The following is a 22882-nucleotide window of genomic DNA, read 5'->3' as shown; positions in this document are numbered from 1 at the left end:
CCCTTTTAATTATTTATTCTAATAAGAATGCATGATTTCAAGAATTCCTTTTTCTGTAAAATCAGGATCTGTCCTAGATATCTCCGCAACAATTCTCCCCCTGTCTATAACAATAATTCGGTTGCATACATTCAACAACTCCCTTGTCTCCGGGGAATAGATGACAATTCCCTTATTCTTTGATTTTTCCTGCAGCAAAAGATTATATATTTCATTTTTAGCTTTAATATCAATACCACGGGTGGGTTCGTCAATTAAAATTACATCCGAATCCCGCAGAAGCCATTTAGCGATTACAACTTTCTGCTGATTTCCTCCTGATAGGAACTGCACCTGCTGGGATGGGCCTGTAGTTTTAACCTGCAATTTTGTGATGTAATCTTTTGAGGCGGCATTTGATAACGGACCGCTTATCAATCCTGTTTTATCCTTTGCTTTGTCCAAAGATGCAATAAGGATATTATTTTCAATCGGAAGTCCCATTGCAAGCCCTTCCCCCTGACGGTCATTAGTTATCATACAGACACCCCGCCTAATCGCTTCCTGAGGGCAAGAGGCTTTCATAAATTCCCCTCGCATCTGAAGGCTTCCCTCATCATATTGCATGATCCCAAAAATAGAATACATAAGTTCCGTTATACCGGATCCCTTCAAACCAGCCAGACCTATAATCTCGCTTTCATAGACATTAAATGTAATATCCTGAAACATACCGTTTCTGGACAACCCCTGAATGCTCAAAAGTGCTGTTTCCCCATGATCAGCCATTTCACGTTGGGAATATTCGCCTTTCCATTCCGTCTCCCCCAGCATCAGATTGATGATGTCTTTTTCATTGAGGATACCTGTTTTTTTATCAAATACGCCTGCTTCCAATCCATCCCGGAGCACTGCGACACGGTCACAAATTTGGACAATTTCCCGAATTTTATGGCTGATAAATACAATTCCAAGCCCTTTCTCCCTTAAGCCGCAGATAATTTCAAAAAGATGTTCAACTTCTTTTTGGTTTAAGGCAGCTGTAACCTCATCTAAGATTAAAAGTTTGGGATCCATCAGCATTGCTTTTGCAATAGACACGATTACTTTGCTCACAAGATTGATATCCCGTACTTTCTTATCCACCTCTATTTCAAACCCAAGGCTTTCCATCACCTTGCGGCTCTCTTCTCTCATTCTGCCACGGTCCAGCATTCCATAAGAGTTTCTCAACTCCCTGTTTAAAAAGATGTTTTCGTAAACCTTCATGTTCTCGCAAAGAGACGGCTCCTGATGTACCATACCGATCCGCAGGCGTTCCGCTACATTTGGATCATGGATGTCAACCTTTTTACCTTCAAAATAGATCTCTCCTCCATCCGCATGATGGACTCCGGCCAAAATATTCATTAGTGTAGACTTTCCTGCACCATTGGAACCTATGATTGCAACATTCTCACCATAGTTGACTTCAAAATCAATCCCTTTCAACACCGGGACTCCATTGAAACCTTTCTGAATATTTTTCATCAAAAGCAGCTTACTGCCGTTTATTTCCATGTTCATAATCTCACCCCGTTCCCAGTCCTGTTAAACCTCAACAATGTTCAGTTCTTTTAGTCTCCTACTGTCGCTTCTCTTGTGAAGTATTGCAAATAATACAATAAACAGTCCCAGCACAAATGTCTGATGATAGGACAGGAAACCGATCATGCTCATGACATTTGATAAAATCGCCATAAATAAGGCCGCTTTTACCGTATTTCTCAGATTACCTACGCCTCCATTTAACTCGATACCGCCAATAATCGCTATAGCCAGCGCTGTCATTTCATATCCGGTGGTCTGGGTCACATCAATAGACTGTAATTTTGACGTAAATACAATACCGGTAACACCTGCCAGAAATCCACTGATAATGAACATAAACATTTTCCATCTGCCGGTATTAATACCGCAGAGTGTGGCTGCCTTGACGCTCCCTCCTGTAGAATAGACCCTCATTCCAAATCTGGTGGAGCCACATAAGAAGATAAACAGTCCTGCTATCAACAGAAACAGCAACAGACAAAGCGGAATACATCCAAGCACCTTAGCCCCTCCGATCAATGCTGCCCCTTTAACCTTAGTCATGAACAGCGGAGTTCCTTTGGTTATGATGTATCCAATTCCCGTGACAGCGTACTGCACACCTATGGTTGCAACAAACGCCGGAACATTGCCTTTTACAACTAAGATCGCATTGATCAAACCGATCAGAGTGGCAATTAGTAATGTGAAAACAACTATCATCCACCACGGGGCTGTTACATATCCTCCCCGCACCACTTCTTTACCCATGCTGAATTTATAGATTGCATTGGACAGGTAAATTGCAAGGGCCGGCGAAACAACAGCACTGATCCCCACTGTCAGATCAATTTCAGCGACTAATAGCACAAGAGATTCTGCAATCGCTAATAAACCATAGATAGCACAGGTATATAAGATCACGGTGATATTATTACTTTTAAAAAAATAAGGACTTAATATCCTCCCGCCTGCCAACGAAATAATAATGGCACACCACAACATATGATGGACCACTAATCCTTTTAATTTGTTAATATCTAAAGCCTTCATAAGCCATCCCTCCCAAGGTCTACATTAACCGATTTCCATGCCTTGGATCATGCCCGTTTGCGGACCGTCAAGCCATATAGGTATACCACCAGAATAATCATCACGCCTTTCAATGTCGTTGAAACATACGTTCCAAATCCGGCAATTGCAAGCATGTTCTGCATTAAACTCATTGTAATAAATCCCAACAATGTCCCTATTACCGTTCCTTTTCCTCCGTTAAGGGAAATACCTCCCAGAACGGCAATTGATATAGCCGTAACTTCATATCCATTTCCCAGCTGCACGGTGGAACTCCCTAACTGTCCTGACATAAGAAGGGCCGCTATGGCTGCCAGAAGACCACTGACGGTAAAGCAGATAATTTTAATCCGGCTGATATCCACACCGCTCATCCAAGACGCCCTTTTATTTGCACCGGTATAATATATTTTCTTACCAAAAGCGGATTTCCTCAACATGAATTCAAACATAAATGCCAGAGCCACACATAACAAAAGTGGAATCGGAATACCAAATATACTGCCTTTGGCTAATGTAAGGGTAATATGATACAGATCCGTAATATACTTCTTCTGCGCCCTGACCAGTATGGCCGCTAAACCATTAAACACAGAAGTGGTTCCAATGGTAAGCATCAGGGATGGAACCTTTGTATTTGTAATTAAGCAGCCATTCAGGAAACCAGCGGCAGCGCCAGTGCAGCATATAGCTGCAATGGCCGCCGGCTCACTGATATCATATATCTTTGCTGCAACCGCCATAGCGAGGGTCATGATCGCCCCCACCGAAACATCAATCTCTCCGGTCAGTATCACAAGACTCAAACCTACTGCAACAATTCCTCCGGGCGCATATGTCCTTAACAGATTCTCAAGATTCTTTAATTGAAAAACCCTAGGTATAAAACAGGCGGATATCACCAGTAATACAACAAGAATCAATATGGAGATGAAAAGACCTTGGGTTTTTTCTGTTATATTCTGTATCGTCTTCTTTAATTTGCCTTTATTTTCTATCACAACAGGATTCCTCCCCTTTTGATCACAGCATGATTCAACCTATTTAGCTACATAGTCCGGACCTGAAGCATATTGATACCAGTCTTTTGACGTCATTGTCTTAAGGCCGAACACCACATCTCCTCCTGCCGTTACCATAGGGATATTTGGAATTGCTATATCTTTAGGAAGCGTTTCTCCTTCTAGCATCTTACATATGTAGCGTACTCCTATATCTCCGATCAGTGGAGTATATGGACAGTTGACCTCAACCAGCCCCTGATCAATAAAATTAAAAGATTCTTTCGTATCATCTATAGTCAACATGATGATCTTCTTTCCGTCTTTCCTGCTTTCCCAGCGGCCGGCACTGTTTACCGCCTCGATAGCAACAGGTGTCTGGGTCAATCCTTCACAGAAGAAAGCATCAATATCATCATACAGCTGTAATGCATTCTGCGCATTAATCAGGGACTGCTCCGTATCGTCATTGTCAAAATACGATTCCAGGATATGAATATCAGGAAAATAGGATATAACCTTTAGAAAATAGCCACACCGCAAGGTATCGGCCGTAACGCCAGCAGCTTTTCTCAACAATACAATATTTCCCTCCACTGATTTACCACCGGATTCTTTGGCCAACTGCCATACCAGATATGCTCCGCACTGTGCGCCATTGGCGGGGAAATTGCCGCTGATAACACCATCAATCTCCGGATAGCCACAAAGCCTGTCAACTGTTATAACGGGTATTCCAGCCTCCACAGCTTTCTGGGCAGGCGCAGCAGTTGCAGCTTCAGTCCTTGGCCATAGCAAGATAGCATCCACATTCTGGGCTATAAGCATGTCGATCGCATCAGAACAGCCATCGGAATCCAGCCCATAATCCATCCAAACAAGTTCAAGATTCTCATGTCTGCTTGCTTCATATTGAATAGAATCGTAAAGATTTCCCATCCAGGAGTCAATTGCGCTGATCGCCACAACACCCACTTTATATGTTTTACTTGAATCCCCAATGGGACCTTCATCCATAGGCATATAGTTTGTGTATGCCATCTTTAAGTTTGTATTGCCTGAATAAGGTCCTGTTATCTCCGTGCCATCTCCCATAGTCCAGAAATAATCACCGTAAACAACCCCATCAGGCGCACTCTCTGCATATACATCCAATGCATCACTCATATATAGATCATATACTTCTTTATTAGCCTGGGAAATTGGAAGTTTTACAAAAAAATCAATGATATCCCCTTGAGATAACCCCCTGTCAGCCAATGTGGTGAAAAAATCGTATGCCTCCATTCCTGATAATGCAGAACATTCACTAACCAACTGGTCTACAAGGCTCACTTCTCCAGTCTCCTTATTTGATCCCGATGGCTGAGATGCCTCTTCCTTTGCGGTTTCTTCTTTTACTACTGCATCAGTTCCATTGCCTGTATTTGATGATTCTTCAATCGAGCAACCGCTGGTAAAAATACTAAATGCCATGCTAACTGCAAGAAATAACGTCATGTGTTTTTTCATTAAATAACCCCTCCATTTTTAAATTTACTTTCAACCGTTTGTTTTAGTAAAAAACGCCCCCTGGTTCATAAAAATTTTAATTCTATTTAGATTATATATCTAAACATTTTCTTTGTGAATTATGATAAATGGATAAACTTAGCCATTATATTTTGTATATAATGTATGTTTTTTTCAAATAATCAATGTCATCAATAGGAAATATGTACGCTTTTCTATAAACCAGTTCTAAAACTTATATGTTTTTTCATACATTCTTACTGATTTTATGGTTTTTTGTTTATTTACCCTATTCAATCATCCATTACCTCAAGAGACTGATTGCTGCCTCCCAGTTCCTGCACTTCTCAAACCGTTCTTCAGGTTTCATACCTGCCTTGAAGTATATACGTTTGTCTTTGGCAAAAACAGTATCCTTTTGATAGATTCCCTGACTGATGCCAGCCATATATGCTGCACCAATGGCCGATAATTCTTCCCACTGAGGTATACTGACTGTCACATCCGCGATATCGCTCTGAAACTGCATCAAATACTTGTTTTTAGTAGGGCCTCCGTCTACGCGAAGTTCTTTGATTTTGATTTGGCTGTCTTTTTCCATGGCATCGAGAACATCCTTGATCTGATATGCAATGCTTTCCAGCCCTGCCTTGATCACTTCGTTTTTTCCGGTTGTCCTGGTCATTCCATAAATCATAGCTTTAGCCCGGTCATTCCAATATGGTGCAGACAGTCCGGAAAAAGCAGGAATAAGTACGGTAGTATCCTTCTTATTAGCGTGTTCCACTGCCTTTTCCAATTCCACCGTGGACCGGACCAGACCCATATCTTCCTGCAGCCAAGTGACTACGGCTCCGGTATAATTAATGTTTCCCTCAAAAACGTAGGTCACGCTTCCATCCATGGACCAGGCTAACGATGTTGCCAGCCCGCATGTGCTGGCCCTGAATTCCTCCCCAATATTCATCATAATGGAAGAACCCGTGCCATAAGTAGTCTTTATCATCCCCTTCTTATGGCATCCCTGCCCAAACAACGCCCCGTGAGAATCACCCAGCACACAATGGATCGGGACCGGCGCCTGTAAAACCCCCTCAAAATCCGTATAGCCAAACACAGAATTGCTGTCTGCAAGTTCCGGAAGAGACTTCAGCGGCACCCCAAACATTTCACATAATTCTACATCCCATTGCAGGCTGTGCAGGTTCAAAAGCTGGGTTCTTGAGGCATTGGAATAGTCTGTTTTATATGATTTTCCACTGGTGAGCTTATACACCAGCCAACTGTCCATTGTCCCCAAAAGGTAGTCTTTTGCTCCAGACTCTTTTATAGTGTTCCTAATAAGCCATGCCATTTTCGCCGCCGGAAAATAGGGAGACAGCGGCAGACCCGTCTTATCTTTAACCACTGCGGCAAGATCCTGCATCTTGTCTGTAATTTCCTTCGCACGTGAGCATTGCCACACCACTGCTTTCCCCAAGGGTGTACCATCATGGTTCCAGGCAGCAGTAGTTTCCCGCTGATTGCTGATTCCCACCGCGGCAATACTGTTCCTTGGAGCTCCGGCCTCTTTTACCACCTTCTCCACAGAAAGGATAACATTTTGGTATATTTCATTAATATCATGAGATACCCAACCATTCTCATCTATCCACTGGCGGTGTTTCACATCCACTCTTTTAACAAGGACGCCTTCCTCATCAAATAGGACCGCCTTGGTACCCTGCGTACTCTGGTCAATGCCGATAATATAATTCATGATCTACACCTCTTTTACTGCCCGCTTTATCTGTTTTGCAATCCCATCCGCATCCATTCCATAGAAAGCAAATACTTCTTTATTGGTTCCTGCCACAATGTGTCCATCTGGCAATGCAATCTGAAGCACATGTTTTGGATTATGCCGGGCCAATGTCAAAGCTGTAAGACTCCCCAGTCCGCCATACGGAGAATGCTCCTCAACCGTTACCACCAGTCTGACTCTATCTGCATATTCCAGCAATGTCTTTTCATCAAATGGCTTCAGGCAGTACATATCAATGACACTCGCACGTATTCCATCCGCCTCCAGCTTTCCGGCCGCCTGCAAGGCATTGGGAACCATCTCTCCACAAGCTATGATCAATACATCCTGCCCTTCTTTTATGACTTGTGCTTTGTCTAATGAAAAATCTGTGGAATCGTCATATACATCTTCTGTTGCGGATCGACTCACCCTTATATATGCCGGTTTATCATCCTCCAGCAGCGTTTTGATGAGAACAGCGGTCTGAAACCGGTCACTTGGCATGTAGACCCTCATCCCAGGCAAGGCTGTAAAAGCCGCTACATCCTGACAAGAATGATGGGTCATCCCCAAAGCCCCATAACTTATCCCCCCGCTGATACCAACCAATGTGACATTATTACCGGAATAAGCCACGTCCACCTTTGCCTGTTCATAACTTCGGGTGGACAGGAAACTGGCAGGTGATACAGCAAACGATTTTTTTCCACATGATGCCAGGCCTGCAGCAATCGTCACAAGGTTCTGCTCAGCAATTCCAACCTCCACACACTGTTTGGGATATTGTTTAAAAAATGGAGCCAGCGATGCGGATCCCCTAGAATCTGAACACAGCACCACAATATCCTTATCTGTTTTTGCCGCCTCCATTAATGTATCGCAGATGGCCTGCCTGTTAGTTATTTTATTCATGACATCAGCTCCTCCAGTTCCTGAACCGCCTTTTGATACTGTTCTTCCGTCATCACTCCATGGTGCCAGGACACATCATTTTCCATATAGGGAATCCCCTTGCCTTTTACAGTATGGGCTATGACAGCCGTAGGTTTTCCCCTATATGACGCTGCAGCCTCATATGCTTCCACCAGTTGTTCACAGTCGTTTCCGTCTTCCACTTCAATCACATGAAATCCAAAGGCTTTAAACTTATCCGAAAGGCTGTGACTGCACATTACATCATTAGTTGTCCCACTGATTTGAAGGCGGTTTAAATCTATCGTTACACACAAATTATCTAACCTGTAATGGCTGGCTGCCATCATCCCTTCATAGTTGGAACCTTCATCCAGTTCCCCATCCCCCACTACTACATAAGTCCGGTATGGTCTTTGGTCCATTTTCGCTGCCAAGGCCATCCCTACTCCTGCTGATATACCATGCCCGAGGGAGCCGGAATTCATTTCAATTCCAGGAACATCTGTATTAGGATGTCCTATGTATCTGCTTCTATATTGGCTAAAAGTTTTAATGGCTTCCTCTTTGTTAAAATAGCCCTTTTCTCCAAGGACGCAGTACAAAGCATCAGCACAATGTCCTTTACTTAATATAAAACGGTCACGGTCTGGATCATCCTGCTTATCCGGAGATACATTCATGATCTGGAAATACAACACAGTCAGGATATCAGCTACACTAAGATCACCGCCCACATGGCCGGCCGCCGAATTGTGAACCATTTCAATCAAATCCCTGCGGATTTCATATGCTTTTTTTTGCAGTCCTTCCATAAATGCCTCCTATTTTATCGAATTGTAAATCCGCCATCTACCACCAGATCTTCACCGGTAATCATGTTGGATTCATTACAAGATAAGAACAAAATTGCCGCCGCAATTTCATCCACCTCTGCAAACCGATGGGCTGGGATCGCCTTGATCATGTCATCCTTCACCTTCCCCTGCCAAGCCCGGTCCCCCATATAGGTACGGACTACTGTTGGCGCCACACCATTGACATTAATACCAAACTCAGCCCATTCCAAGGCCATTACTTTAATCATTCCAACCAAGGCCGCCTTACTCATGGTATATCCCACATGTTTATCAATGGCAATGAAATCTGCCTGAGAAGTGACACATACAATTTTTCCGCCTTTTCCCTGCTTGATCATAGTCTTTCCAACCTTCTGAGTCAAACGGAACACGCTGAATGCATTTACATTCATCTGATTTTCAACCAACGCAAAATCAATATCTTCCGCGTTATCCAAATCCACCCGGCCCGCAACATTGGCTAATATATTAATCTCACCAAAAGTTTCAATTGCAGTTTCGACCACACGGTCAACTTCTTCCGGTTTTGTCAAGTCACACTGGATACCAATCGCTTGAGTATGGTATTCCTCTGCAATCCTCGCAGCTACCTCGCTCACAGTATCCTTCATATCTGCTAAAACCAGTTTAACTCCCTTAGATGCATACATGCGGGCAGTTGCCTCTCCAATCCCCCCTGCTCCACCAGTTACAATTGCGGTTTTGCCATTCAGCTTAAACTCTCCCGTTGCTTTTTCATACTGAATCATACTAAAATCTCCTTCCTTCTTATAAATTATTTATTGAATGGTTCAATTATATTTCTAAACCATTCAATTGTAAATTGATATTATTTATAAATATCTCATGCTTTATTTGTGCATTTTGTACTATTTATTGCCTCTTTATTTGTTATTCTTTTAACATCCAGTGTTTTAGAATGTACTACTTTCCCAATTGCGTTTAGTCATCTAACTAAACTATTTATTTTATTTAGTTATTCCATTGACATTCTTTCATAAAAAATTTATAATAGAACCACGAAATCTTTTAAAATAGGAGTCAGCATATGACAAATAGGGAGTTAGCACGTCAACTGAATATATCTCCAGCCGCATTATCATTAATTGTGAATCACAAATCCGGTGTTTCCGATACAACACGTGAGCGGGTGATCAGGCAGCTGGAGGAATTGGGATATTCCCATTTAATCAAGCAGCCGCAAACCATAATTGCGGAAAATAATCTTTGTTTTGTCATATATAAACGTCATGGCAAAATACTAAACCAACATCCGTTCTTTCTTCTGCTGACTGAAAGTATCGAAAGCCATGCCAGGGAATATGGGTATCATATACTATTGACCACAGTAGATAAGAAAAGTCCTATCGATAATCAAATAGAAAATTTAAATCAGATGAATGCCAAAGGTTTCATTATTTTTGCTACAGAGATGTTAGATGATGATATTGATTGTTTTAAAAAATTAAAGCAGCCTTATGTTGCAATTGATAATGATTTCACGCATCTGAATATAAATACTGTATCCATCAATAATAGCATGGGAACTTTTCAGGCGATTGACCATTTGTATCAAATGGGACATCGGCATATCGGATATCTTCAAAGTAATGTTTTCATTAGCAGCTTCGGCGAGAGGACGCGCGGATACCAGGATGCTATGAAACACTTTAACCTTGAACTAGATTCCAGTTTTATTTTTAAAGTCCAGTATACAGAAGAGGGCAGTTATCAGGATTTTAAACATTATCTCAATAGTTCCTCAAAGCTTCCCACTGCCTTTGTAACAGATGATGACACCATGGCTACCGGCGTGATGAGAGCATTATTAGAAAAAGGGATACGCATTCCTGAGGATATTTCCATTGTTGGCTTTAATGACCGCCCAATTTGTGAGCTTTCTTCACCCAAACTCACATCTGTCAATGTTCCCCGCCATTCCTTCGGAGCAGAAGCAGTAGATTGTATCCTTTCTCTGATAGAAAAGGGCGATAATGGTAAACCACGGGGACGTTCTATTAAAATACGTATTGGAACGCAGTTGATCAAACGAGAGTCAGTACAGGATTTGAATCGATAAAGTATATCTAAAAATCGGGAAATATTATGATAGCAAAACCAAAGAGGCCTTCTACAAAAATCGTAGAAAGCCTCTTTATTTTTAACACTATCACTGGTTATGGAGACATTGGGCCGTATCATTGATCATTTGGTGTCCCGACTTAAAAATCCTCCTAGAGCCCGGAGATTCTTAACAGAAATCTCCCCGCAACCATCCAACACCAACCAAAAAGGCGTCCACCCCCACCCCCGCATGACCTTACGCGAACGTGATCACGGTCCCGGTCTTACACTCCAGGGCCTCCAATGCCTTATCCAGACTGGTGATGATGGCTTTTTTCTGCGGGTTCTGGCGCACAAACTTCATACATGCCTCTACCTTGGGAAGCATACTTCCCGGGGCAAACTGCCCTTCCTCCACATACCGGGCCGCCTCCTTCAAGCTCATCTTGTCCAGGCTCCTCTGATCCGGCTTGCCCCAGTTCACAGCAACCTTTTCCACCTCGGTCAGGATCATCATGATATCCGCATCCACCTGCTCTGCCAGAAGTTCCGCCGCAAAATCCTTATCGATCACGGCAGCCACTCCTTCCAGCGTTCCGTCAGGGTTCTCAACTACCGGGATGCCGCCTCCTCCGCAGGAAACCACGATCGTAGATTTCCAAAGGTTCTTGATCGCATCGATCTCCACGATCTTCCGGGGAGTGGGGGAGGCGACCACTCTGCGCCATCCCCTTCCCGCGTCCTCTTTCATGGCGTATCCCTTTTCCTGCATCAGCTGCTTTGCCTCCTCCTCTGTGTAAAAAGGACCGATGGGTTTTGTAGGGTTTTCAAAGGCCTTATCGTCTTTGTCAACCACAAGCTGCGTGGCAACGGTCACAACCGGACAGTGCTTGTTCCTGACGCTGAGCGCATACTTTAATGCCTGCTGAATATGGTATCCGATGTAGCCCTGGCTCATGGCGCCGCACACATCAAAGGGCATGGCAGGCGTCACATCCCTGGCAGCCTCAAAGGCCAGAAGGATCCTGCCCACCTGGGGGCCGTTGCCATGGACAATACTCATCTCATAGCCCTGTGCACTGATTTCAGCCAGTCTCTCGCAGGTATGCCTTACCACCTCCAGCTGTCCCTCTGAGGTGGGCTTACTGTTCTTGGACTGAAGGGCGTTTCCGCCCAGGGCGATTACTATTTTTGACATGATCTCACCTCTTTAGTCTCATTCGCCCTACTTGGACGCCTTTCCCACATTCTTTGTGGCGCAGTGCACACCGCCGCCGCGGATGTTCAGGGCCGTACTTACAAATGGCACGATCTTTCTGTCCGGGAATACCTCCTGCAGGACGGCCAGAGCCTGCTTATCCCGTTCCCTGATGCTTTCCGGCCTGCCTTCCTCCCAGTAATTCTGCGCGATCACAATATTGTTGAGAATCAGGAAATTGACGTAGCTTAAGGCGGGCTGCATGATCATATCTCCTGTGGGCATGGGGGTCCCGTCATCCAGGAAGTCATTTCCTTCCCCATAACGGCAGGACCATGTATCATTGATCCAGTCGCCCGGTTTGGAATATACATAGAAGGGCTCCGGCGCAGGCATGCGCACGATCTTATATGGATTACCTTCCGCGTCCGTTGCATTTTTCAGGACCTCGTATGCGGCATCGCATCGCTCTTTTGTAATGCGGTGTGAATTCAGCTTGGCAGCCTCCTCCTCCGTGATCTCGGTGAGAAGAATGGTATTTGGTCCCACAAATCTGGCAAACTCGTCCATATGGCCATTGGCGGAAGATGAACGGTAAACCGGTTCCCCATCCACATAATCCAGCACTCCCGAGGTGGTAAGCTCATCATCAAAGACACCTTTCTCCAGCCAGAGCACTTTCTTTAAGTTAAACAGCCGCTTTAACTCCTCCTCCACTTCCTCTGTGGACATATGGGGATTTCTCTTGGTCACTTCGGTGTCCCGCAATGCCATCAGCACGCCGTTTCCGTTGAATTCCTTATCCCCGCCTTCTGTGATCAATGTGGAATTGAGGAAATCCCTGCAGCCGATCTCAAGGGCGAGATGGGGAGCAAATTTTGCGCACAGGGTGGAGGTCACACTGTCAATGGTGCTCTGTCCGTACATGTTAAACCTTGGGTTGGCCAGGAGACGGTGCCCTTTGTCATCCACCATAATGTCGGGGCCGTAATCCCTTGTCCAGTTGCTGCCGTCCGGATAAGTGGTGATCACAACCTGCTCAATATCCACATCTTCCTCTGCCAATGCCTTTTTGCAGCTTTCCACACGCGCCGGATCCGGGCAGTTCACGTACACGGTCACGCCCTCCGCCTGCTCCACCATGATCTTGATCAGCTGTGCAAATGCTTTGTGCAGACTGTATCCTTTAATGCACTCCGCCATTGCCGGCCATCCCAGGATCACATATTCCTGTGGCTCAAATTCTCCCGGTACGCGAAAATCACTGTAATCCAATCCTCTGTATTTTAATATGTCCATAACCGATTCCTCCTCTATCTCTCACCTAACACTGCTTTTATAACAGCCTTAATGGTATGTTTTCTGTTTCCTGCTTCCTGGAAAATGTATGCTGCGTTCTGCTCAAAGACTTCATCCGTCACTTCCATTCCGCCCTTAAGGAACTCACGCAGATCCGGGTCCTCGATCACGGACAGCAGCTTCTGTCCTGATGCATGGTCCATATTATGGGTGGAGGGCAGCATGTGGATTACAATACAATCCGGATTTTCCGTGCGCTCCAACAGTTCCCTGTTCACCTGGTAGGGGCGGAAACGCACGATTCCCGGAAGCCATGTCTCAACAGGATCTGTGAAAAATCCCCAGTTCTCTGTTGTAATCACATCCACGCCCTTGATGGCATTGATATCATCTGTTTCAATAAATTTGCACTGGGGGCTGTATTTCGCAAACAAATCTTCCACGATCTTACGTTTTCTGGCATCCATTTTCGTATCCCAGTTGGGGCTTACCACACCCTCGGGCACAAACTTGCGGAAGGTAGCCTTCTCTGCCGCTGTCAGTCCCTCTAATGCCTCATCCATTTCCATGTAAGATGTAATGTAAGTAAAGTTCATACCCAGCATAGCACACATAACGCCATATGAGAAGGAGTTCACGGCGCCGCCCCGTCCGATAAAGCACAGGGTCTTTCCCTTGTAATTCTCACGTCCCCAGACTTCATCCAAAGTCATGGCGTCTGCCAGCATCTGAGTGGGGTGCTGATGGTCTGTGTAACCATTGATAATGGGGACCGCGCTGTCCTTTGCCATTTCCAACAGCGTGCTGTGCTTTGCCCCCCTGTATCCGATGGCGCTGTACATCTCACTGAATACTCTCATGGAATCCTTGATTGTCTCCGTGTTTCCAAAATGGGAATTGGAAAGGAACGTGGTCCCCATCCCCAGATCATTTGCAGATGTCTCAAATGCACAGCGTGTACGTGTGGAGTTCATCTCAAACAGCAGCAGAAAGTCCTCCCCGATATAGTCCTGATGTTTGATGTGTTCCCTGCTCTCCTTTTTCAGCCGGATCGCCAGGTCCAGAAGATACCGGATCTCCTCCGGTGTAAAATCCTCCAGTGCAAAAAAGTTTCTTCCTTTTAATGATATTGCCATTTTTTCTTGTCTCCTTTTTTTGTTTCCTTTTATTCCAGTGTTATCTGTACTTTTTCAGTTTTTCTGTGTTTACCGCCGCTTTGTAACCAGTTTGAATACTTGATCCAAATTTCCATTTAGATAATGTACAATGTTCATTGCTGACGTCCGCTCCAGGTCTTCCACCGAAGAGGTGGAATAAAACGCGGTGTGGGGCGTTATGATGACATCATCCCTTCCAAGGAGGGGGTTCTGTGCGATATGTTCCGGTCTCTCATCCCGGATAGTGTCAAGGGCGGCGCCTTTGATCAGCCCCTCATCAAGGGCCTGCTTAAGATCTGCTTCCACCACCGAAGCGCCCCTGCCCGCATTTATGAAATAAGGATGTTTTCTCATCCTGCGGAATGCGTCTATGTTAAAGAGATCGTGATTTCCCTCTGTCAGGCTCATGTGATTTGAGATCACATCCGCCTCCTCATATATATCCTCCGGGGAGTCCGCCAGCTTTACTCCAAAATCTTCCGCGTATGTGGGACTTACATATCTGTCATAGGCCATGACATCCATTCCCAGGGCCTGTGCACGCAGAGCAACCGCTGTCCCGATCTTTCCAAGGCCAAAGATGCCCAGTGTCATATTCTTGATCCTTTTATTAGGCTCCACGATCTGATAATCCCAGTTGTGGTCACGTTCCAGCGCATGCATGTAATGTTTCAGGTTTTTAACCAGTGCAAGCATGACACAGATCGTATGCTCCGCAACGTCAATGGTGCAGTACTCCCCCACAGGGCACACTCCAATATGACGGCGGTTTGCCTCAGCCAGATCCACCTTGTCATAACCGGTTGCATTGATGGATATCACCTTCAGGCCGGGGGCATGGTCCATGGCCTCTGCATCCATCTCAATAAAACCGGTGAGCAGGGCGTCCGCCCCGGAAAGCCTTTCATAAAACTCATCCCGCTTTTCATCCGTGTACTCGTATACTTCCACCTCACACTCCTCCCCCAGCCCGTCCTTTAAGACTTGGGTTTCCAGATCGTGTGTGGGCATTAACAGTTCTGCATAATCTGCAATCAATATCTTCATATCTTCCCCTTCCGGCAATCCTGCCTTAACCCATCAGCGTCAGTCCCAGCGCAAATGCCAGACACACCAGGAAGATCACAACCAGGGGTTTCCAGACCGCTTTGACCCACGACATGTAATCAATCTTTGCGTATTGCGTACAGGTCATGACCGCAATGGAGGTTGGTGTAAACATCTTGGCAATGCCAAGGGCAAAGTTATAGATGATGATCATTACATAGGGCGGTACTCCTGCAAATGTGCCAAGGGGCACCATAACCGAGATGGTAGCTCCCGCAAGTCCCGTGGAACTGGGGAGAAAGCAGGCAAATATCAGATAGATAACAAATGCCAGGATCACAAAAATCACCACCGGCAGGGAGCCGAGCGTCACTTCTGTTGCATGAAGGATGGTGGATGTGATATTTCCCGAGGTCATGATCACCTGGATGCCGCGTGCCATGGGAACGATCAATGCTGTTGACACAAGCTCCGCCGCACCTTTGATGATTATGTTGATGATCCTGTCCAGATCATATCCTGCCATAAATCCTGCGATCAGGCACATCACCAGCATAAGGGCTGTCAGTTCCGTAAAGTACCAGTCGCCGAACGCCACCACATTGCTTCCGATCACGGTGCTGATAATGGGAGTTGTGTTGATCCACTCTGCAACGGATGTAAAGAATGTAAAATGTTCGTTGATGGAAGTCCATGGGAACAATGCCAGCAGCATGATCACAAAGGTCATGATAAATACGACCACAAGCCCGGTCATATGCTTCACATTGTTTGATGTGCCGCTGTTTTCCTCAGCGTTTCCAAAAGCTTCCAGATCCTCATTCCGGCGGTAAAACTGCACGGATTTTTCGGGATTGGCCTGAACCTTCTTTGCATAAAGACTGATCAGGGCCGCAACCGTACCTGACAGTACAAAGAAGAGGATCAATCTGGGAATGATACCATCTCCAAAGGATATTCCCGCAATATCCGAAGCAATGCCTGTGGAAAAGGGGTTGATCGCCGATGCCGCACATCCGATCTGCGTACCAAATACGGAAATCATCACAACCGTGATTGTATCCATACCCATGGCCAGGAATATTGGCAGGAATAAGGATACATAGATGGCGCATTCCTCATATGCCCCCTGGGATGTGCCAAGGAACGACAGGATAAACACCAGAATGGTTATCAGCACATATGGTTTTTCCTGAAATTTCTTTGCCACGGATGTCAGCGCATATCCGATCACACCTGTCTCTTCCATCATCTTCAGGAAACTTCCGAAAAGCATGATGTAAAGGGAAATGGAGATAGCTCCGCTCACGGCTCCATTCCCCACCATGCCCGTGATCGGCGCCGTGATCACATCCCACAGTCCCTGGGGATTGGCGGGCAGTTCCCTGTACGTTCCTGCAATTGCATAACCGGCTTCATCCAGTTCGTATTCTCCGCCAGGTACAAACCAGGTCAGAAGGGCCATCAGCACAATGACTGCAAATATAACAACATACGAATTCAGGCCCTTCTTTTCCTTTTTCTTCTTTTGGGTTCCTCCCATTTTTAATTCACCTTCCTCTTCTTTTTGTTTGCATTTTCCAGTACTGCATTGCGTGATTTTATTTTAGGGGAAATGGGTCCGGAAATACATTGGTCGGACATACAAAGTCACGATCAAAAGAATGTATGAATCACCAACGTGAAAATATCAAAAAAATGAGACTGTCAAGGCAACAGTCCCATTCTATATACTCATACAGATTCATTCCCCAGGCGGCGCGGATCTGGTATTAAGCCACCACAATAACAGCACCAGCAGCACAATCCTGCCCAGGTCAAATATAACGCTTTGCAAGCTACCCTGTCCGTAAAATACCATCCGAACGGCGGCGTACACCATATAAAGGATCAGAACAATTTTTAAAAGTTTCCATCTGGATTCTCTTTTTATCATACTATCTATAACCTCACCTAAAATAATCGGAACATTTTTGTCAGCAAAATAATGATCGGCAATGCCAGCACCGTTTTCTCTAAGAATATACAGCAGAGATCCTTTAGTTTGACCGGCACCTTTGAGGAGATCAGGATGGAACCGATCTCGGTGATATATATGATCTGGACCAACGACAATGCGCCCAATACAAATCTTGTTTTTAAGCTCCCCACCCCTGCCAGCAGAATGGAGGGCAGGAACATGTCGATAAACCCGATAATGGTTGCAGGCGCCACAGAAAAGGCATCCTCAATCCCAAGTAACTGCAGATAGTATCCAAAGGGAATGGACAGCCATTCAAATACCGGTGTATACGCCTCCACCATGCAGGCAATGGTTCCGAAGGCCATTACAATGGGCGCTGTCTGGAACACGATCCCCATAAATGTATCCAGTCCGCTGACCAGGATCTGTTTCAGCCCGGGTCCCTTTGCCGCCTTCTCAACAGCCAGCTTCAATGCCCACTGGTGCATGGTGTATCCTTCCAGTTCTTCCTCCTTCACCTGCTTGCCCACGTCCGGGCAGAACTCCTCCGGATACAGGCAAAGGGGCGGGATCCGGATCATAACGGCCGCGCTCAACACTCCGGTAATTGTGACAATGAGATAAAAGGGAACAAACAGATGATCCACTCCGATCATGGCAGCGATCACCAGGCTGAATGGCAGGGATACGGCGGAAAAGCAGCACGCGATCACAATAGCCTCTCTGGCCGTGTAATATCCACGCTCGTACTGCTTAATGGTTAGGACCGCCCCCACCGTATTGCTCCCCAGCCATGAGGCCAGCAGATCCACCGCCGCCCTTCCCGGCAGGCGGAATACCGGCCTGGTCACCCTGCGCAGCATGGTCCCCACATAGTCCATGATCCCGAAATCCGTCAGCAGCGGAATCAGAAATGCCGCTGCCATAAACCACACGGTAATGGTCTTGAGCAGATTCAACATGGTCCCGCCTGTATCCGGAGAGACCACAACATGAAAGCCAGCTCCAAAGTAAACCATGACCGCAAACACAGCTCCCAGAACACGGCATACATAATAGAACGTATTACAGGAAAAAAGGCTGTTCCAGCGTTCACTTTCCACGATCCAGGCCGGCTTCAGGAACCGTCTGACAGTGGAGCATACTGCCGACAGGACAATGGCTGCTACCACCACAGTGGTGATCACAGGGGCTAACAGCTTTTGCATGAGATCCGTAATGATGCCAATGAGTATGGTCATATTCCCCTGCCACTGGATGGGAAGCAGAAAGATCACTGTTCCCAATACAGACGGGATAAGAAATCTGCATAACTCCTGTAAAGTATACGTTCTGTTGCCTTGGCTCTCCATATCGTTTCTCCTATGTGATGATTCTAAGTGACAATTCTATGTAATGATTCTACGTGATGATTCTATGTTCCGCCCCGCTGAGAGGTCTGATTTTTAAAACCAGTATAATCTGTTGATACTGTTTTTTCTATTGTGTATATCTACAAAATTACAGTTTTGTTTTTATATGAATCACCAATTCATTTTCCGGTCTTTTCTATTTAAGTTTAAATTATCATCTTTGCATGTTCAGGGAACAATGATATAATCTCAGATAAGGCGGTGGATATGATGGGAGATAATTCATTAAAGTATACGTTTCACAATGATTTCAAGGAGGTTTCCATAAGGGATCTTCTCAATACAAAGCAAATGTATTCCTGTGATACGGTCATAACACAACAGGGACTTCAGCGTGTCATAAAAAGCGCAACCGTTATGGATGTGGAGGATATTGACGACTGGCTCCATGAAGGAGATATCCTGATCATAAGCCGTTTTATGCGCACCTGCCTCACCGAAAAGTTCATCAATACCCTGCACCAGAAGCAGATCTCCGGTGTCATCACACATAAGCTGTATGAAGAATATATTACCACGGAACAGAAAAACTTATTGATGAATTATCATATTCCTCTTATATTTATAGAGGACAATGTTCCGTGGCGTGATATGATCGTCCTGATCCAGAATCTGGTCATCAACAATCAGACGCAGTACCTTGTTGAGAACCAGAATTTCCAGAACTCCATCATCAATTACCTGTCCAAAAACTATACCCTCAACAGTCTGTGTGAGATCGTACACAACCTGACACAGATCACCATCGCCATTGCAGACTACAACCTGCGGCTTCAGGACAGCTCAAACGATAATAACTGGAACACGGAACTGTATAACCTGAGGGTCAGCGCCCTGCACCACCGCATTCCCATTGGCGAGAACTTTAACGGCGTCACAATGAACGGCTACAGATACCAGGACACTGCCATTAACGGGGAGTATCAGTATTTTATCATTCCCTCCCATATTTCAAAGTTTACCTCCGCATTTTTTATCATTGTAAAATACCGCTCCTTCGCGGAGACACTGCCCCCGGAGTTGATCTGCAGGCTGGAGACCATCGAGTCCATCTATTCTCTGAAAAACAGTATTACCGCTGAATTCGAGAAATCAAATTATTATTTTAAAAGTGTTGTTTTTGAAAGTCTCCTGGATATGTCCCACGAAGACCGCGCCCGAAAAAAGCAGATCGGCCTGAGCCTGAACACGGAGCTCAGCGGCAGCTATTACCTGCTTTTGATCAACAGCCGCAAGGACTTAAATATCTTTAACAATGTGGGACTGCTGACCGGATTTATCAATCATTTAAAACATATCAAGTTATACAATAATAAATTCCTGGTCTTTTTATATAAGGAACAATGGGTCATCCTGATCGATGACAAGGTCCCCTCCATCAAGGCCATGGGCGCACAGTTATACGATGCCCTTTCCACCTATTTTAATTCCTCCCATTTCATCATGGGGATCAGTGACCTGCACCATTACTGGGATCTGAGAAGGGCCTTTAATGAAGCTGCTTTTACCATCAATTACGCAAAAAACAAACAGGACAATGTGTGTCTTTTGGTATACGGGGAATTGGGGATCATCAAACTGTTCACCGACAGCAACGGCAATATCAATGACGCCTACCTCAATGAACTGTATCAATCCTATTTAAAACCCATTGTGGATTACGACAAAAAGCATTCCTCGGACCTGTATCTTACCCTGGAATACTTTTTCTCCAATGAGCTTTCCTATAAAATAACAAGCGAAAAGCTATTCATCCATGTCAACACCCTCCATGCCAGGATCGCAAAAATAGAGAACCTGATCCATGTCAGCTTCTCTAATCTTGACAGTATTATTGGGCTTCGCCTTACAATCCTGTTGAATCAGTTTGATTATTTTTCACATTATAGGTAGGAGACATTATAATGACGAGTATGTACGAAGAAGGATTAAAATTACTTGATGAGAAGTTTGGTAACGGAAAAGATAATCTTATTTCCCTTGCAACGATCGCCCGGGAATCGGGTACTAACGGAAAGCCTCGCCCGGCTGTCCGTTGTGTGGATGCCTATTATGAAGACTGCACATTTTATATTGTTACATATGGAAAATCAAATAAAATGTTGCAAATAGAACAAAATGCCGAGGTTGCGGTTGCGCTCTCCTCGGAGATGTTTACTGCTATGGGAGTAGGGGAAAGCCTTGGTTGGGCACTTGACCCCCAAAATGCAGAAATAAGAACAAAACTTCGTACAGCTTTTGCTAACTGGTACGATATGGCGAACAATGAAAAGGATGAAAATTGCTGCATTTTAGCAATTCATCTCACAAGGGGAACCTTAAATATTAACCATTGGGAAAAACTATATCACTTGGATTTTGTGAATAAGACAGATAGGGAAGATGGAGGGATTATCTAAAAAGCCTTTCAATTTTGGTCATGCTGGCAATAAAAAAACACATATCATTCCGCACAGATATCCCTGGAATGGTATGTGTTTTTGTTACTAAACATTTATGTGTACTCTCGGAATCTCCTGGTACTCAGATTTGTGAGATGATTTTTTGTCAGTTGTGCACCAATTTATGAAGGGTACACGGTGTGTACGTTGATTAAATTTGTGTGCGACTGGCGGAAAATCAGCCGCAAACATGGGTGCCGAGGAGACTCCGAGAGTACACTTATTAATCATTACATCCCAAGCAGCACCGCCACCGCCTTCCTGTTATCAGAAGGCATCCAGCACAGACAGCCTTGTTCCACAGTGACCGCCTCATCCGTATCCGAATACATATCCTGTACAGTCTCCGGGCACCCTTGGGGCAGGTCTATGCTGATCCGTTCCGGCAGGCTGCCGTCAAATGTGTGAAGGATAACACAGGCCTGCCCGCCGTCCCTTTCCACGCGCACCACTGCCTGCCATCCCTTCGGATGGCGGATGCTGTCTACGGCAGGTCCGAAGCGGTACGACTGGCCATGCTTGATGATAGGCACCAGCTTTTTGTAAAACTCCATTCCGCGGTCAATGACTTCCCACTGGCTTTCCGTCAGCCTTGTCACATCTCCGGACAGGCACAGTCTTCCAAAAAATGTATTTATCATAGAGTACGCGATCCGTTTTCCGGAATCCTGTTCCCGGATCACGGCCCAGATCTGGCTCTGTCTTGGCAGGATCGCCCGGTGGAGGTTGGCTGCGATAATGGGGATCTCCTCACATTCATGGGCATCGGAAAAGGATGCCATGCTGGTACTTGCCATGAAGCGCGGTTCCAGCCTGTGTCCGCCGGACGCACAGTTTTCCAGAACAATGCCGGGGATCTCCCTTTTGATCTTATCCAGAAACCCATAGGTTTTTTCCACATTTTTCCGCAGGCCTTCCCCGATGGACTCTGTGCCGTCACAGCCCATTCCTATGGTGTCATTGTAGTCGATCTTCATATACTCAAACCCATATCTTTTAAGCATTCCGATCACCCGTTCGCTCAGGTACTCCTCCACCCACGGATCGTTCATGTCCCAGAACCTGCGCCTGGTGGTGGTCAGCACTTTGCCGTCCAGGTGAAGGAGGTGTTCTTCCATCTGGTAGGCCATGGACGCCTTTCCCACATTTTCAATCTCAAACCAGATTCCCGGCTTCAGCCCTGCCTCCTTGATCGCCTTCACGGTCTGTTCCAGCCCTCCCGGAAACAGTGTCTTTGAAATATTGTAATCCCCCATGCTGATATCCCAGGGAATACCGTCCTCCTTGTACCACCCGCAATCGATCACAAAATAGGTAAAGCCCTTTTCCCTGACTGTTTGTAATATCTCCACAATGTTCTCATGGGACGGACATCCCCATGTGGTGCAGTATTCGTTAAATACCATGGGAAGTTCCTGTTCAATTCCGGGTCCATTGTCCGCCGCCTTCTGTCCTGCCGCTGTCAGCCGTCCGGTGAGGATGTCGATGGAGTCCGTGTTACATACGGTGACAATTTACTGATGTGCGATAAAGAAGTAATAGAAGTGTAAAAAATTTTGCCGTTCCTATCCGGCACTTGCGCATTGTGTCGGATAGGTCGGGCGGTTA

At 45.5% G+C, this 22882-nt stretch carries 19 protein-coding genes and 1 pseudogene; 3 read left to right on the top strand and 17 right to left on the bottom strand.

Features of this window, described 5'->3' with window-relative positions; genetic code table 11:
• Positions 1-18 precede the first annotated feature (18 nt).
• The 8 genes from ABID13_RS21310 to ABID13_RS21275 all read right to left on the bottom strand — a co-directional run bounded on the left by ABID13_RS21310 (position 19) and on the right by ABID13_RS21275 (position 9442).
• Positions 19-1545 (bottom strand): sugar ABC transporter ATP-binding protein, encoded by a 1527-nt coding sequence (locus ABID13_RS21310; protein ID WP_227884014.1) that lies wholly within the window; start codon positions 1543-1545, stop codon positions 19-21.
• 24 nt (positions 1546-1569) lie between these two features.
• Entirely contained in the window at positions 1570-2601 is a 1032-nt protein-coding gene (locus tag ABID13_RS21305; protein WP_007859319.1) for an ABC transporter permease, read from the bottom strand.
• Positions 2602-2648: 47 nt separating this feature from the next.
• Positions 2649-3524 carry an ABC transporter permease gene (locus ABID13_RS21300; RefSeq protein ID WP_227884017.1) on the bottom strand — a complete coding sequence of 292 codons (876 nt, stop codon included), beginning with the start codon at positions 3522-3524 and terminating at the stop codon, positions 2649-2651.
• A gap of 138 nt (positions 3525-3662) precedes the next feature.
• Positions 3663-5135: a sugar ABC transporter substrate-binding protein gene (locus ABID13_RS21295; RefSeq protein ID WP_048930300.1), complete on the bottom strand. Its 1473-nt coding sequence runs from the start codon at positions 5133-5135 to the stop codon at positions 3663-3665.
• A 304-nt stretch (positions 5136-5439) separates the two neighbouring features.
• Positions 5440-6894 carry an FGGY-family carbohydrate kinase gene (locus tag ABID13_RS21290; RefSeq protein WP_048930301.1) on the bottom strand — a complete coding sequence of 485 codons (1455 nt, stop codon included), beginning with the start codon at positions 6892-6894 and terminating at the stop codon, positions 5440-5442.
• Positions 6895-6897: 3 nt separating this feature from the next.
• Positions 6898-7833: a transketolase family protein gene (locus ABID13_RS21285; RefSeq protein ID WP_048930302.1), complete on the bottom strand. Its 936-nt coding sequence runs from the start codon at positions 7831-7833 to the stop codon at positions 6898-6900.
• A complete protein-coding gene (locus tag ABID13_RS21280) occupies positions 7830-8648 on the bottom strand; it encodes a transketolase (protein WP_048930303.1) in 819 nt (272 codons plus the stop codon). The genes ABID13_RS21285 and ABID13_RS21280 overlap by 4 nt, the downstream gene beginning before the upstream one ends.
• Before the next feature lie 14 nt (positions 8649-8662).
• Entirely contained in the window at positions 8663-9442 is a 780-nt protein-coding gene (locus ABID13_RS21275; protein ID WP_007859338.1) for an SDR family oxidoreductase, read from the bottom strand.
• Positions 9443-9741: 299 nt separating this feature from the next.
• Between ABID13_RS21275 and ABID13_RS21270 the strand changes: the two genes are divergently transcribed.
• On the top strand, positions 9742-10773 hold the full coding sequence (locus tag ABID13_RS21270) for a LacI family DNA-binding transcriptional regulator (protein WP_007859339.1): 1032 nt from the start codon (positions 9742-9744) through the stop codon (positions 10771-10773).
• A gap of 240 nt (positions 10774-11013) precedes the next feature.
• Here ABID13_RS21270 and arcC read toward each other — a convergent pair whose 3' ends face one another.
• The 7 genes from arcC to ABID13_RS21235 all read right to left on the bottom strand — a co-directional run bounded on the left by arcC (position 11014) and on the right by ABID13_RS21235 (position 18773).
• Entirely contained in the window at positions 11014-11955 is a 942-nt protein-coding gene (arcC, locus tag ABID13_RS21265; protein WP_007859341.1) for a carbamate kinase, read from the bottom strand.
• Between the two features lie 27 nt (positions 11956-11982).
• Complete coding sequence (locus ABID13_RS21260; protein WP_048930304.1) at positions 11983-13254, bottom strand: agmatine deiminase family protein; 1272 nt, start codon at positions 13252-13254, stop codon at positions 11983-11985.
• A gap of 14 nt (positions 13255-13268) precedes the next feature.
• Positions 13269-14390, bottom strand: a complete 1122-nt coding sequence (locus ABID13_RS21255) for a Rossmann-fold NAD(P)-binding domain-containing protein (RefSeq protein WP_007859345.1) — start codon at positions 14388-14390, stop codon at positions 13269-13271.
• Between the two features lie 69 nt (positions 14391-14459).
• Positions 14460-15458 (bottom strand): NAD(P)-dependent oxidoreductase, encoded by a 999-nt coding sequence (locus ABID13_RS21250; RefSeq protein ID WP_048930305.1) that lies wholly within the window; start codon positions 15456-15458, stop codon positions 14460-14462.
• Positions 15459-15483: 25 nt separating this feature from the next.
• A complete protein-coding gene (locus tag ABID13_RS21245) occupies positions 15484-17001 on the bottom strand; it encodes a YfcC family protein (protein ID WP_045093963.1) in 1518 nt (505 codons plus the stop codon).
• Positions 17002-17202: 201 nt separating this feature from the next.
• Positions 17203-17394, bottom strand: a complete 192-nt coding sequence (locus ABID13_RS21240; RefSeq protein WP_007859357.1) for a hypothetical protein — start codon at positions 17392-17394, stop codon at positions 17203-17205.
• Positions 17395-17411: 17 nt separating this feature from the next.
• A complete protein-coding gene (locus ABID13_RS21235; protein WP_048930306.1) occupies positions 17412-18773 on the bottom strand; it encodes a YjiH family protein in 1362 nt (453 codons plus the stop codon).
• Between the two features lie 267 nt (positions 18774-19040).
• Here ABID13_RS21235 and ABID13_RS21230 point away from each other — a divergent pair, with 267 nt between their 5' ends.
• Both ABID13_RS21230 and ABID13_RS21225 read left to right on the top strand, forming a co-directional pair.
• Positions 19041-20726 (top strand): helix-turn-helix domain-containing protein, encoded by a 1686-nt coding sequence (locus tag ABID13_RS21230; RefSeq protein ID WP_007859359.1) that lies wholly within the window; start codon positions 19041-19043, stop codon positions 20724-20726.
• An 11-nt stretch (positions 20727-20737) separates the two neighbouring features.
• Positions 20738-21232 carry a hypothetical protein gene (locus ABID13_RS21225; RefSeq protein WP_048930307.1) on the top strand — a complete coding sequence of 165 codons (495 nt, stop codon included), beginning with the start codon at positions 20738-20740 and terminating at the stop codon, positions 21230-21232.
• Positions 21233-21504: 272 nt separating this feature from the next.
• Here ABID13_RS21225 and ABID13_RS21220 read toward each other — a convergent pair whose 3' ends face one another.
• Both ABID13_RS21220 and ABID13_RS28655 read right to left on the bottom strand, forming a co-directional pair.
• Positions 21505-22698 (bottom strand): glycoside hydrolase family 36 protein, encoded by a 1194-nt coding sequence (locus ABID13_RS21220; protein ID WP_354021238.1) that lies wholly within the window; start codon positions 22696-22698, stop codon positions 21505-21507.
• A gap of 94 nt (positions 22699-22792) precedes the next feature.
• Positions 22793-22858: pseudogene (locus ABID13_RS28655) on the bottom strand (Maff2 family mobile element protein); the annotation flags it as partial.
• Positions 22859-22882: the final 24 nt, after the last annotated feature.

The organism is Enterocloster citroniae (genome assembly GCF_040545455.1).
Classification (GTDB): domain Bacteria; phylum Bacillota; class Clostridia; order Lachnospirales; family Lachnospiraceae; genus Enterocloster; species Enterocloster citroniae.
Note: the sequence above shows the minus strand (reverse complement) of the source record. Positions and strands in the feature narration are given on the sequence as shown.

Excerpts from the sequence above, each read along its gene's own strand:
- ABID13_RS21310 (WP_227884014.1), bottom strand. The coding sequence starts at position 1,545 with ATGAACATGGAAATAAACGGCAGTAAGCTGCTTTTGATGAAAAATATT.
- ABID13_RS21305 (WP_007859319.1), bottom strand. The coding sequence starts at position 2,601 with ATGAAGGCTTTAGATATTAACAAATTAAAAGGATTAGTGGTCCATCAT.
- ABID13_RS21295 (WP_048930300.1), bottom strand. The coding sequence starts at position 5,135 with ATGAAAAAACACATGACGTTATTTCTTGCAGTTAGCATGGCATTTAGT.
- ABID13_RS21290 (WP_048930301.1), bottom strand. The coding sequence starts at position 6,894 with ATGAATTATATTATCGGCATTGACCAGAGTACGCAGGGTACCAAGGCG.
- ABID13_RS21285 (WP_048930302.1), bottom strand. The coding sequence starts at position 7,833 with ATGAATAAAATAACTAACAGGCAGGCCATCTGCGATACATTAATGGAG.
- ABID13_RS21280 (WP_048930303.1), bottom strand. The coding sequence starts at position 8,648 with ATGGAAGGACTGCAAAAAAAAGCATATGAAATCCGCAGGGATTTGATT.
- ABID13_RS21275 (WP_007859338.1), bottom strand. The coding sequence starts at position 9,442 with ATGATTCAGTATGAAAAAGCAACGGGAGAGTTTAAGCTGAATGGCAAA.
- ABID13_RS21270 (WP_007859339.1), top strand. The coding sequence starts at position 9,742 with ATGACAAATAGGGAGTTAGCACGTCAACTGAATATATCTCCAGCCGCA.
- arcC (WP_007859341.1), bottom strand. The coding sequence starts at position 11,955 with ATGTCAAAAATAGTAATCGCCCTGGGCGGAAACGCCCTTCAGTCCAAG.
- ABID13_RS21260 (WP_048930304.1), bottom strand. The coding sequence starts at position 13,254 with ATGGACATATTAAAATACAGAGGATTGGATTACAGTGATTTTCGCGTA.
- ABID13_RS21255 (WP_007859345.1), bottom strand. The coding sequence starts at position 14,390 with ATGGCAATATCATTAAAAGGAAGAAACTTTTTTGCACTGGAGGATTTT.
- ABID13_RS21250 (WP_048930305.1), bottom strand. The coding sequence starts at position 15,458 with ATGAAGATATTGATTGCAGATTATGCAGAACTGTTAATGCCCACACAC.
- ABID13_RS21245 (WP_045093963.1), bottom strand. The coding sequence starts at position 17,001 with ATGGGAGGAACCCAAAAGAAGAAAAAGGAAAAGAAGGGCCTGAATTCG.
- ABID13_RS21240 (WP_007859357.1), bottom strand. The coding sequence starts at position 17,394 with ATGATAAAAAGAGAATCCAGATGGAAACTTTTAAAAATTGTTCTGATC.
- ABID13_RS21235 (WP_048930306.1), bottom strand. The coding sequence starts at position 18,773 with ATGGAGAGCCAAGGCAACAGAACGTATACTTTACAGGAGTTATGCAGA.
- ABID13_RS21230 (WP_007859359.1), top strand. The coding sequence starts at position 19,041 with ATGATGGGAGATAATTCATTAAAGTATACGTTTCACAATGATTTCAAG.
- ABID13_RS21225 (WP_048930307.1), top strand. The coding sequence starts at position 20,738 with ATGACGAGTATGTACGAAGAAGGATTAAAATTACTTGATGAGAAGTTT.